Origin of the sequence: Candidatus Magnetobacterium casense (assembly GCF_019173545.1) — a bacterium.
GTDB lineage: Bacteria > Nitrospirota > Thermodesulfovibrionia > Thermodesulfovibrionales > Magnetobacteriaceae > Magnetobacterium > Magnetobacterium cryptolimnobacter.
The window spans coordinates 1-12,670 of the sequence record NZ_JABXWD010000066.1; the positions used below are offsets into that span (position 1 = coordinate 1).

Annotated in this window: 9 protein-coding genes and 1 pseudogene; 7 read left to right on the forward strand and 3 right to left on the reverse strand. The window is 50.1% G+C overall.

The window, feature by feature from the left end; all coding sequences use genetic code 11:
• Nucleotides 1–122: 122 nt before the first annotated feature.
• A complete protein-coding gene (locus tag HWQ67_RS05420) occupies nucleotides 123–266 on the reverse strand; it encodes a hypothetical protein (RefSeq protein WP_218251633.1) in 144 nt (47 codons plus the stop codon).
• Between the two features lie 40 nt (nucleotides 267–306).
• Between HWQ67_RS05420 and HWQ67_RS05425 the strand changes: the two genes are divergently transcribed.
• Nucleotides 307–888 carry a choice-of-anchor U domain-containing protein gene (locus HWQ67_RS05425; RefSeq protein ID WP_218251634.1) on the forward strand — a complete coding sequence of 194 codons (582 nt, stop codon included), beginning with the start codon at nucleotides 307–309 and terminating at the stop codon, nucleotides 886–888.
• A gap of 4 nt (nucleotides 889–892) precedes the next feature.
• Complete coding sequence (locus HWQ67_RS05430; protein WP_218251635.1) at nucleotides 893–4,312, forward strand: HsdM family class I SAM-dependent methyltransferase; 3,420 nt, start codon at nucleotides 893–895, stop codon at nucleotides 4,310–4,312.
• On the opposite strand, the gene HWQ67_RS05435 is transcribed toward HWQ67_RS05430, so the two are convergent.
• Together HWQ67_RS05435 and HWQ67_RS05440 are read right to left on the reverse strand one after the other, a co-directional pair.
• Entirely contained in the window at nucleotides 4,293–5,348 is a 1,056-nt protein-coding gene (locus HWQ67_RS05435; RefSeq protein ID WP_218251636.1) for a 3-methyl-2-oxobutanoate dehydrogenase subunit VorB, read from the reverse strand. The genes HWQ67_RS05430 and HWQ67_RS05435 overlap by 20 nt on opposite strands.
• Nucleotides 5,345–5,512: a hypothetical protein gene (locus HWQ67_RS05440; protein ID WP_218251637.1), complete on the reverse strand. Its 168-nt coding sequence runs from the start codon at nucleotides 5,510–5,512 to the stop codon at nucleotides 5,345–5,347. The genes HWQ67_RS05435 and HWQ67_RS05440 overlap by 4 nt, the downstream gene beginning before the upstream one ends.
• Nucleotides 5,513–5,865: 353 nt before the next feature.
• On the opposite strand from HWQ67_RS05440, the gene HWQ67_RS05445 reads away from it, so the two are divergent.
• The 5 genes and pseudogenes from HWQ67_RS05445 to HWQ67_RS05465 form a co-directional block, all read left to right on the forward strand.
• Nucleotides 5,866–7,980 carry a PAS domain S-box protein gene (locus HWQ67_RS05445; protein ID WP_218251638.1) on the forward strand — a complete coding sequence of 705 codons (2,115 nt, stop codon included), beginning with the start codon at nucleotides 5,866–5,868 and terminating at the stop codon, nucleotides 7,978–7,980.
• Nucleotides 7,981–8,174: 194 nt separating this feature from the next.
• A complete protein-coding gene (locus HWQ67_RS05450) occupies nucleotides 8,175–9,635 on the forward strand; it encodes a glycogen synthase (protein ID WP_218251639.1) in 1,461 nt (486 codons plus the stop codon).
• A 36-nt stretch (nucleotides 9,636–9,671) separates the two neighbouring features.
• Entirely contained in the window at nucleotides 9,672–10,574 is a 903-nt protein-coding gene (locus HWQ67_RS05455; RefSeq protein ID WP_218251640.1) for a DUF4912 domain-containing protein, read from the forward strand.
• A 4-nt stretch (nucleotides 10,575–10,578) separates the two neighbouring features.
• Complete coding sequence (locus HWQ67_RS05460) at nucleotides 10,579–12,186, forward strand: glycoside hydrolase family 57 protein (protein WP_218251641.1); 1,608 nt, start codon at nucleotides 10,579–10,581, stop codon at nucleotides 12,184–12,186.
• A 178-nt stretch (nucleotides 12,187–12,364) separates the two neighbouring features.
• Nucleotides 12,365–12,670 (forward strand): annotated as a pseudogene (locus HWQ67_RS05465) (hypothetical protein); the annotation flags it as partial.

Here is a 12,670-nt window from a genome sequence, read left to right on the forward strand (position 1 = left end):
TTCCTTCAAAAGAATAACTACAAACATGTCAAATATTTAACAATAACATATCCTTTCTTAATGATAATAAAACGCCCTTCCATATCCTTTTTTAATGAAAGCTAATATAAGTCAGATAACCTCTATGTTTGGCCAGTTCGTACTGAGTCAACACCAAATCCTACATCTACCCCGATACCTACACCCACTGCCACCCCGACACCGACTCCGACTGCTACTCCAACTCCAAGTCCTACAACCACCCCCACCCCATCACCTACAATCACACCAGCTCCCTCGGCTACACCTTCACCAGCCCCGACTCCAGTGGTTGTTACTGACGACACAGGTAAGCCCGTTACTGTCAGTGTTGCAAGCACAGCTACTATAGCTAGTGTTAGTTCTACCACCACCCCTGATGTCAATGGCCTGAATCTATCCACAGGCAATAGCGGACGGCTGCCGTTAGGCACGATAACCTTCACCCTGACAAACGTGCAGCCCAACGTCGATACCCAGGTTATTTTTTATCTGCCGCAGACGGTGAATGTTAATCGGGTCTTTAAGTACGGGCCGACTCCGACAAATGCCGCCTCTCATTGGTATGACTTCACCTGCGATAAGAGTTTGAGCAATAAACCCTGCGGTGAGGTCAATGTCCTGCAAGGGCAGAAGGTTGTCATCCTGCACCTGACAGATGGGGCTACAGGGGATAATGACTTAACCGTTAATGGAACAATTACAGACCCCGTGGCGTTTGTCCAGGATGTAGCCACCGTACCAACGTTGAACGAGTATGGTATAATAATACTCATGGGGCTTTCGTGTGTTGTGTTGATGAGGGAAAAAAATATGATACCTAAGTTAGAACATGTGAGAAAAAAGAGCAAGAGGCGATGCTGCCCCTGAATCTATGATGGCAGACTTTAGGTCAAACGAGCGGGAGTTCACGACACAGGTAGTGTCTTGGCTCAACGAGTCATTAGGGGAGGGGGGATATCCCTTTGAAGGGGTGTCCTCGGAGGTGTCTTTGAGGGACCCGGAGGACAAGACGCTGTTTCCTGATGTCCTGGTCTGGCTAAACAGGGAGGCCCGACAGGGCTTTTGTGGCTGGGAGTTAAAGACACCCACTACGCCGGTTGATGACCGGGAGTTGCTTGAAAATGCCGCACACAAGGCCAGGACAATGGGCGCCGATTACTTTGTCACCTGGAACATGGTTGAAGCCGTAATCTGGAGAACACCCCTACAGCAGCAGAAGGTGACCAGGGAGCACAGGCTGAAAACCTACGCCCCGGTAACCCAGGTAACGACCCCCGACGACCTCCGGGTGGAATCCAAAAAGCTGCTCCTGAGGGCAAAGGCAAAGGAGATATTAAACGACCTCGCAACCCTTAACAGGGAAGGCCATCTCCACCTGATTGACGTTGATTCGACATACTTTGTCTACGAGCTCTCCAGGGCCGTAGAGACCCTCGGCCCACTCATGCACCAGGCATTGATAACGGAAATTGGCCAGAGTAGCGCCTTCAGAGAAGGACTCTTTGATTGGGCAGTCAAGCAGGGGATTGCCGCATATGAGGCGGGGGATGTGTTTTATGACACCGTCTCAAGACAGATCATATACAGGCTTCTGGGAAAGATACTCTTTTACCTTACCTTGTACCGGTTTCGTTCAGACATCCCCCGGTTTGAGCTGCGTGCGGATGAATCAGCCAGGATAGACTCCGCACTCAGACAATATTTCGAGATAGCAAGGGGTATAGACTACCAGGCGGTGTTTGAGGAGGACTTTGCTGACAGGGTGTCCTTTCCACAGGACGGCGCTCAGACACTGGTCAACCTCGTTACAGACCTCAACCGCTACAACTTTTCGCGTATGCCCCAGGACGTGGTGGGCAACGTCTTTGAGAGACTGATCCCGCCGCAGGAGAGACACACCCTGGGACAGTATTTTACCAACGAGGCCCTTGTAGACCTGATAACGGCCTTTTGCGTTCGGACTAAGACCGACAGGGTCTTGGATCCCACCTGCGGCACGGGGACATTCCTTATCAGGGCCTACGACAGGCTCAGAAATTTTGGCGAAAGAGACCACAAGAGATTGCTCGGTCAGATATGGGGGGTCGATATAGCACGCTTTCCCGCCGAACTTGCCACGATCAACCTCTACAGGCAGAGGATCGAGGACTACGCAAACTTCCCGCGGGTGATATCGGGGGACTTCTTTGATATCAAGGCCGGTGCCATGTTAAGGTTCCCGCCCCCACGACCGACTGTCGGGGATGATTTTATGATTGACGAACCCATACCGCCCTTTGATGCCATCGTGGGCAACTTCCCCTACATACGACAGGAGCTGATTGAAAAACGAATCAAGGGTTACAAGGATACCCTTGTGAATGTCTTAAAGATAGAGTATCCGGAGTTGTTCAACAATGGAGGGTTGAAACTCTCAGGGCAGGCCGATATCTATGCCTATCTGTTTTTCCACGCCGCAAGCCATCTCAGCGAAAACGGGAGAATGGGAATTGTTACGTCCAACTCCTGGCTTGATGTTGCCTACGGGTATGAGCTTCAGAGGTTCTTCCTGAAAAGATTCAAGATAGTGGCCGTTGTTGAGTCCCGTTGTGAGTCATGGTTTGAGGATGCATCGGTAAACACGGTAGTTACAATACTTCAGCGGTGTGAGGATGAGGATGGCCGAAATGACAACAACGTCAAGTTCGTAAAGCTAAAGAAACGCCTCAGGGAGTTAATCCCCTGGGACATGAATTACCCGATGGACCGATGGTTGGGCCTCGACAGGCTGATACACACGATAGAGAGGGCCGGCTCTGAACACTATAAGTTCGATGGCGACAGGGTTGTAAACACCCTGAAGGGGCATGTGCCGGTTGAAAACGATAGCTTCAGTATAAGGGTGATAAGACAAAAAGAACTCCTTGAGGATGTAGAAAGCTCCGGCAAGACGGTTAAGTGGGGGCCGTATCTCAGGGCGCCGAAGGTTTATTTTGAGATATTGCAGAGGTGTGCAGATAAGCTGGTGGCGTTGAAAGAAGTGGCGAATGTGAGGAGGGGATATACAACAGGGATTAATAAGTTCTTCCATCTGGATGAAGGGAGGGTACAACACTGGGGAATCGAGGAGGAGTTTTTAACTCCCATCATTAAGTCGTTTAAGGAGCTTGACAAGATTAAAGTAGATAAGTCGTTAAGGACAAAGTTTTTCCTTTTTGTCTGTCATAAAGATAAAAATATATTACGTGGAACAAATGCGTTGAAGTATATCAGGTATGGAGAAAAGAAGGTTACAGATGATGGTGTTTCATATCTTGCCGTCCCTTCTGTACAAGGCAGGAGGCTTTGGTATGACATAGGGCAACGTCAGCCATGGGATATGTTTGTTCAGGAACACTGGAATACAAGGTTTTTTGTGCCGTTAAATGAAGGAGCTTTTCTTGCGGATAAACGTTTATACGAAATAAAAGCTAAGGATAATATGGCTTTGTTGGCAGCGTTGTTGAACTCAAGTGTTACCTTTTTGTTTATGGAGGTGGCAGGCAGGGTTATGCTTGGTGATGGCGCACTTGATTTAACAGTATACGAGTATGAAGAGCTGTTTACTCCAAATATTTCAGAGAATCATGCCTCCGGTATCCTGAAGTCATTTGAAAAGCTGCTCAACCGTCCGGTTAAGTCCATCTTTGAGGAGGTCAAGCTCAGGGACAGGCAGGCCCTTGACAGTACCGTGCTTGAGGCCCTTGGACTTGACCCGAAGGCATATCTCAAGCCCTTGTATGAGGGCCTTACGGGGATGGTCAGAGAGCGGATCGAGTTGGCCAAGACACGAAAGAAATCCAAACAGGCAAGGACCACACGAGATGTTGAGAGCCTTAAAGAGCAGGTCATTGAAGAGGTCATCCCTGATGGCCTGAGGAGATTTCCGGAGGGGTTTGTTGACCCAAGAGACCTCAAGGGTGCCAGGGAGATAGCGGTGGACAAAGGTCCCCTTAGGCTCGGTTCGTACTTTATGGGACAGCAGGAGGTTGTCTCAGAGGGGGGATTGAGGTACGTTGCAGCAAGCTTGGATGAGGCCAGATTTATTGTCTATGCCCACAGGACGGATTCGTTTGTTATAAGGATTCCAAAGGTGCCACTTGTTATAGCAAAGGCGGTTGACGACTACGAGCGATACCTGACAGACCTCAAGTCCAGGTTCTTTGCGTCGTTTTTTGCCAGGACGCACAACCACAGCCAGTCAGAGACGCTGGTGCACCAGGCGTTTCAGGGGCTTGGGTTAGAGGTTGGCGTTACAGGCTTGTTGTTTTGATAACGTCATAGACGTCATGCGGTCTGATGATAGCGCCACCCGCCCTTCCGTAAAACAGTACCTCGGACTTACCGTTTACGGCAAGTCTTACGTCCTCGACCATCTGTCCGGTGTTAAGCTCAATGGTGAGGAACTTCACGTTGTCGCCGGCCAGGCTGTACAGCTCTTTGTCAGGGAACGGATACAGTGTTATTGGCCTGAAGAGTCCAACCTTTAAGCCCTCCTTGCGGTGAACCTTTATGGCCGACAGGGCGATCCTGGCAGCACTGCCAAAAGCGACCACTATAATCTGCGCATCTGCCACATCAATTGCCTCGTATCTCACCTCCGATGCCCTCATCTGGCGGTACTTGTTGGCAAGGATGTTGTTTTTCTTTTCCAGCATCCCCTCTTCCATGTATAGGGTTCTTATGATGTTCGGTGGTCTGTTAAGGCACCCCGTAAGAGCCCAGTTCTTTTGGGGCAGGTCTGGTTTGACGTATGGTGTTGGATAAAAGGGTTCCATCATCTGTCCCAATATCGCATCGGCCAGGATCAGGACAGGATTTCTATAGAGGTCGGCCCTGTCAAAGGCCAGAAACGTAAGGTCCCACATCTCCTGGACGTTGTGGGGTGCATACACCAGCAGCCTGTAGTCCCCGTGTCCACCACCCTTGACCGACTGGAAGTAGTCCGACTGTGCCCCCGAAATGTTGCCCAACCCCGGTCCACCACGCTGCATGTTTACAATTACCGAGGGCAACTCCGCCCCCGCCAGGAATGATATCCCCTCCTGCTTGAGGCTGATTCCGGGTGAGCTTGATGACGTCATTGCACGCACACCGGCAGCCGCAGCTCCGTAGACCATGTTGATGGCGGATATCTCACTCTCTGCCTGGATAAACACACCCCCGACCTCGGGCATCCTCCTGGAGAGGTACTCGGGGATTTCGTTCTGCGGTGTTATCGGATAACCGGCATAAAAAAGACACCCGGCATGTATTGCCGCCTCTGCTATTGCCTCATTGCCCTTCATCAGGGTCCGCTTACTTGTCATATGATCAATCCCATAAAACTCACTCCGTTAAAATTGGCACCTTTACCGTTAGATAGATTAATCCCAGAGGCCACTGCATCGTCTTGCCGATCCTCGCATGACAACCATCTAGCACGACCTGCCCCTATGCAGGAGCCAACCACGGTATCCTCTTTATATTTCATGGTAACTATACTTTAAGGCAAGTAAAGAAAGGGGCGGCTCCGCCCCCCTTCAGAACCCCCCGCAAGGGGAGGGGCGAGGCGCCCCGGCCACGAAGAAGTCCCCTTGACCCCATTTTACCATGCTTTTTTAAGAGGATACCAACCACGTTTAATCTTGCTGCACCAGTAACCAGAATCTTCATCGATATCCTACATTTTAATAATGAATTGAATCAGCCATGTTTGTCAAGTAAGAAGAAAAGAAGGCAAACTTGGATACCTTGCATTTTTCATTATGAGCATGATATACTACGTTTTAATATGGTTTTGTTGAGTTAGTGTATGATGCTGTTTTGTTTCATCAAGTGGGAGATATGAAGGCAGATACCCCTGACAGGGAGTCCTTTTATTCAACTAATGACAATGGGAAGTTGAAAACCATTGTCGAGGCTTCCCCGCTTGGAATTATCTATATGGATAAGGCTGGGAAGGTGTTGATGTACAACGGTGCAGCGGAGGGGATTTTTGGCTGGAGCGCTGAGGATGTCGTTGGCTCTGAGCTTCCTTTTGTCCTTGATGAGCCTTCTGCTGGCAATCCTGCGACTGTGTGCCCGCAGATATTTGATGCACTCTCCCGTGGTGAGACCATTACGGGGGTTGAGCTAAGGCGCTTTCGCAAGGACGGCATGTTGATAGACATAAATGTCTCTATGGCCCCGGTACGGGATCACGCCCTTAATATCACAGGATTCATGGGGATTTTTGCCAACGTTACAGACCAAAGGCGCGCCGAAGAGTGTCTGGTGGAAAGTGAAAGCCTCTATCGCAGCATATTTGAGATATCCGGCGGGGCCACTATCGTCATCGATGGCGACGGCACCATCACGATGATTAACGACGAGTTCGAAACAATCACCGGCTACACCCGAAAAGATACCGAATACCGAAAAAACTGGATGGACATACTTGCCCCCGATGAAGTCCCCAGAATCAAGATAAATTATGACAACAGGGCGCTGTATAAAAATGCCTCATTAAAACAATATGAGACCATCATCGTCAACAAGTACGGTATGAGAAAAAACGTCTACGTCAGTTTCAAGACCATCACCGGCAGCGACAAGTGTATCATGTCTATCGTTGACATCACCGAACACAAGCAGGTGTCAAAGGCGCTGGAGGAGCAGGCACGACTGGCAGCCTTCTCCGCCGAAACAGGCAATGCGCTCAGTCGTGGGGAAGACCTCCACCAGATGCTCAAGAGTTGTACGGATGCAGTGGTCAACAAGATAGGTGCCTCCCTCTGCTGCATATGGCTCTATGACTCTGAGACGAACATGCTTGTCATGCAATCCGCCTCTGGACCATGCACGGAGATGACGGAGATAGGTGACGCTTATAACAGAATACCCCTGGGGATGTCTGAGATCGGCACCATAGGCTTAAATCGCAGACCGGTGATGACAAACAACGCACTGGCAGAGTCGTTCTTTCACGACGATGAATGGGCAAAGCATAACCAGTTTGTCTCCTTTGGCGGATATCCGCTGGTTGTGGAGGACCAACTGATGGGCGTTATGGCTGCTTTTTGTCGCAACCGGCTTAGTGAGTTTGCCTTCAGGGCAATGGTGGCCTCTGCAGACAACATCGCAACCGGCATAAAGCGCAAATTCGTGGAGATCGAAATAAAGCTCAAACATGCAGAGCTTCAAGACCTCAACCGGAGACTTGAACAACGTGTCGCCGAAGAGATCGTCCAGAGGCAGCAGAAGGAACAGATGCTGATACAGCAGTCCAAGATGGCCGCAATGGGTGAGATGATCGGAGCCATTGCACACCAGTGGCGCCAACCCCTCAATGCCGTCGGACTGATCGTACAGGATCTCGAGGACGCATTCGAGTACGGCGAAATCGACAGGGAATACATCCAGAGGGCCGTAACGGATACCATGAAACAGATTCAGTTCATGTCAAAGACCATAGACGACTTCCGAAACTTCTTCCGACCGGCCAAGGAAAAAGAGACCTTTAACTGTCTCAGCGCAATTAACTCCATGATCTCTATAGTCAGCGCCCAGCTCTTTAACAATTCCATAGGAATCAAGGTCACTGCCGCTGATGAAAACGCACTGTTTGTCAACGGCTTCCCCAACGAGTTCAAGCAGGCCGTGCTGAACATCATCAATAACTCCAAAGACGCCATCATAGACAACAGAAAGAAGCCGCCTCAAGTTGCCGAAAAAGGTATGATCACGATAAATATCTTCAAGGAAGCCGGCAAGATCGTTGTGGTCATAACAGACAACGGTGGAGGCATAGACGAAGGTATAATAGACAGGATTTTTGAGCCGTACTTTACAACCAAAGAGCAGGGGAAGGGTACCGGCATAGGCCTGTACATGTCCAAGACCATTATTGAGCGTAACATGGGCGGCAGGCTCGACGTCATAAACGTTGACCATGGAGCAGAGTTTCGTATTGAGCTATGAATAGCCATGAATACACCGTACTGTGGTTGCAGCGTACCGTTTTTGTGAGCGATTGACAAAACCTCCGGCGATGCTGTAGCATATATGCAATGGTGTGTTTTTTAGAGATAACGAGATATATTACGATGAAAATAAAGAATTGCAGTTGAATTGCCTGTTGAAGACATAAAAAAAAATTTCCAAGGAGGTATGTTGTGTATATAGCTATGATTGCCTCGGAGTGTGCGCCGGTTTCCAAGGTGGGCGGACTTGCAGACGTAGTGGACGGATTAAGTCGTGAGTTGGCCAGAAAGGGCCATAAGGTCGAAGTTATCCTTCCCTATTACGATTGCATGAACCACTCGCTGGTTGAGGACCTGCAGAACAATCCGATGGCGCTTTCGGTACAATATGGAGGCAAACGTGTGTTTTGCACCGCCCACATGGGCAGGGTGCATGATAACGTCTGTTACTTCATCAAATCGCATTCGGAGGAAAAATACTTCGACAGAGGCAGCTTCTATGGCGCCGGCGATGACGAGGAACGTTTCACCTTCTTCTGCCTGGCTGCACTGGAGTTCCTCAAGGAGTCCGGTAAACACCCCGACGTCATCCACTGCCACGACTGGCAAACCGCACTGATCCCGATACTGCTCAAAACCAGTCACCAGAGAACAACAAAGACCTGTTACACGATCCATAATATAAAACACCAGGGCAAGATTACCGACAAGGCCATGAAAAAAGCCGGCCTTGACCCAGCATCACTATCCGGCAAGGACTCCGTCATGGACGACTCCAAACAGGGCTACATAAATCTCATGAAGGGCGGTATAATCCACGCCGATGCGGTCACCACCGTTTCTCCGCAGTATGCCGTAGAAACCCGCACCTCAAAGCTCGGCGAGGGCCTCGAGGTCGTCCTCTCCCAACATGCAGCCAAGTACGAAGGCATCATCAACGGCGTTGACTACGACACCTGGAATCCCGCAACTGACACCAACGTCCCCTTCAACTATGCCATAGAAACCATAGAGGACAAGTTCAAAAACAAGGAACGCCTCAGAGCCAGACTCTCCATGCGCAATGCCTTCAAACCAATCGTTTCGGTCGTTGGACGCCTCGATATGCAAAAGGGTGTACATCTGATCAGACACGCCATACTCAATGCCCTCAGCACGGGTATGCAGTTTGTATTACTTGGCTCATCCCCGGATAGGGAAATAGCCGAGTACTTCTATCACCTCAAGCACTACCTCAAGAACAACCCCGATTGCCACATAAATCTCAGCCATGACGAAGACCTCGCACACCTGATCTATGCCGGGTCCGACTTCCTGCTGATGCCAAGCATGTTTGAGCCATGCGGACTGACCCAGATGCTCGCCATGCGATACGGCACCGTACCCATAGTCAGAAAAACCGGCGGCCTCAGCGATACCGTCTTTGACATCGAGGACTCCAATACCCTGCGCACTCAACGAAACGGTTTCGTATTCACCGACTTCACTTACGATGCCATAGAACAGACCCTCAAACGCGCCGCCGCAACATGGAACGAAAAACCTTATACCTTCAGGGAAATCATGCTGACCGATATGACCACTGATTACTCGTGGACATTGCCCGCTGAAAAGTACCTGACCGTATACAGTAAAATATCCGGTAAACAATAAATCATCGAAATGGACAATACAACAAAAGGAGACTCTATGGACACAGACATGAACACAAACACCTTAGGACACAGGATACAAACCGATGACGTGCATGGCATCACCTACCTTATTTCGGACATGACACGATATCCCATCAATGAGGAATACGAAATCCCCCCTAAGTACGATATTGATACCATAGTAGCGCTGCCGGTTAACGAAAACAAGATTTTTGTTTACTGGGAATTAACGCAGACTCTGCTGTCAGACAAGTTACAGGACCCTGCGTCATCGAATTTCACAGTAAAGGTATACGAAATAAACGCAGGCCAGAAAAAGGGCGATAAAGAAAAAGAAATATGGGTAACCCCAGCAGAAGGAGCCGTGGGCAGTGTCTACATCCCCTGCACGGAGGCCTTCAGACCCATGGTGGTTGCCATCGGTGTGGAGAGGGATGGCAATTTCGTTGAACTGCTGAGGTCTAATCATCTAAACGTGCCGTCGTTTAAGGTGCTGGGGCTGAAAGAGGAGTTCTGGAGCAAGGGGGTCATGATTGCCGAGGAAGAGAAGGTCGCAGATGCCCCCGTCAAGGAAACCGCCCCCGAACTGGAACAGACCACCGATATCTTTGAAAAGGAAATGGGCATAGTCAGCCAGCTCCTTGAGATACGCTTCAAGGACACGGAGAGCATAGGGGTGATCCTGGAGCTGATAGAGAAACTCAAACACCTGTCGGGTGATGACAAGAAGATGCTTGACCTGATAAAACGGTTCTTTGAGACCAGGGTAGAGGACATCCGGTTGTTGAGCCTGTTTTTGGAGTTTATCAAGTTTCTCAGTCAAAAGGACAAGGGCAAGGAATCCGGTTCCGGTTCTGTGAGGGAGTACTTTGAAAAATTAAAAGACGCAGCCGGAATGCCCGGCTCAAGCGAAATGTCATCAAGTGAAAGGAGCTAATCCGATGGTACAGGGATATTGGTTGCCGGTTTTACACTCACATCTGCCATTTGTAAAACACCCGGAGTTTGACTATTTTTTGGAGGAACACTGGCTCTTTGAGGCCGTCTCTGAGACGTACATGCCGCTGCTTATGCGAATGAAGAAGTTCGAGGCCGAAAACCAGGACTTTCGTCTGACCTTATCGGTGTCGCCGCCGTTGGCCGAAATGCTTGCCGACGAGTATCTCACCGACCTGTTCCTGAAGTACCTCGACAAGCTGATAGAGCTTGCGCAGAAGGAGATGAGACGCTTGAGGACAAACAGCGGCCTGTTGCCTGTTGCCACGTTCTACTACAAGAGGTTTCTTGAGCTGAAGTCATTTTTTACCGACGTGCTTAATTATAGTGTGTTAAATGGCTACAAGTATTTTTCTCAAAAGGGCTGGCTGGAGGTAATCACCTGTGGTGCAACCCACGGATACCTGCCGCTGTTGCGGACAAACGTCCGTGCGGTGGAGGCGCAAATAGACCTGGCCGTGCAGAGTCACAGCAAGCACTTTGGAAAGGCGCCCGATGGCATATGGTTGCCCGAGTGTGCGTACTACGAGGACCTCGATGAAATCCTCAGAAAATACGGCCTGAAATATTTCTTCATGGAATCCCACGGATTGGCCAACGGCGTGCCGTCACCAAAGTACTCGGTGTACTCGGCCGCCCACACGTTAAATGGCGTGGCGGTCTTTGCCAGGGACGTTGAGACCTCCAAGCAGGTCTGGAGCGCCGAGGCCGGTTATCCGGGCAACCCCGATTATCGTGACTTCTACCGTGACATCGGCTTTGACCTGGACATGGATTACATCAAGCCCTATATCTCCCCCGATGGCAACAGGGTCTTTACCGGGATCAAATACTACAAGATAACCGGCGAGACCGAAGACAAGCTCCCCTATGACCCGCTGGCGGCGTTTCACAAGACCAGGTTTCATGCCGAGCACTTCTGTGCCGGCAGGTACAAGCAGATCGAAATGTTGAAGGCATCGGTTGACAGACCACCACTGATCGTCTCCCCCTACGACGCCGAACTCTATGGTCACTGGTGGTTTGAGGGGCCGGACTTCCTGTATCACGTCCTGCTGCAACTGCAAAAGGACGGCATCATCAAGCCCGTAACCGCTCCGGAGTACCTCAAGGAGTATCCCAAAAATCAGACCGTATGTCCCAGTCCGTCCTCGTGGGGTGAAAACGGCTACTACGAAGTCTGGCTCAACGACGACAACAACTGGATATACAGACACCTGCACTTCATGGCAGACTCCATGCAACAGTTGGCCGACAGCTACTACGACATGTCCGGCGAAGACCCCGAAACCGAACGGCTCAACACAAAGGTGCTGAATCAGTTGGCCAGGGAGCTTCTGCTTGCTCAGAGTAGTGACTGGGCGTTTCTGATAACCCGTGGAACCGCCATCGAGTACTCCGTCAAGCGCACAAAAGAACACATATCCAACTTCAACCGCCTGCTGGAGAGCTTTAAGGACAAAAACGTTGACGTGATATTCCTCAACTGGCTCGAATACAAAAACTCCATATTCGAAGACCTCGACTTCCGCATATACTCAAGCAACAACTAACATAGAAGAAAAAAGAAGGGGGCGGCTCTGCCCCCCCTCAGAACCCCCTGCAAGGGGGCCAGCCCCCTTGACCCCTTCTGTGCGATGCTCTGATTCCCTTGCTGAGGATTGCGTTGTTGTGTTACAATTAAACGTCTTGGACCGAGACGCATCTTTATGATCCTGACAAGGGGGATGTATGGGGATATTTGCCGATTTAAATAAGGAGGCTGCAAAGAAGCTCCGGGCTGGTGACATGCCTGAACCCGCTGGGTACAAGATAGGCGACCGTATTGCCAGTCGATTTGAGATTTACCGGATATTAGGTGGCGGCATGGGGGTCGTCTATGTCTGCTACGACCATGAATCTAAAAACCCTCTTGTCCTTAAGACCTTCCAGGACAAGTATCTTTACTCAAAATCGGCGCAAGACAGCTTCAAGAAAGAGGCCCTCCTTTGGATACACCTTGAACGCCATCCCTACATCGTGCGGGCTTTATGGGTG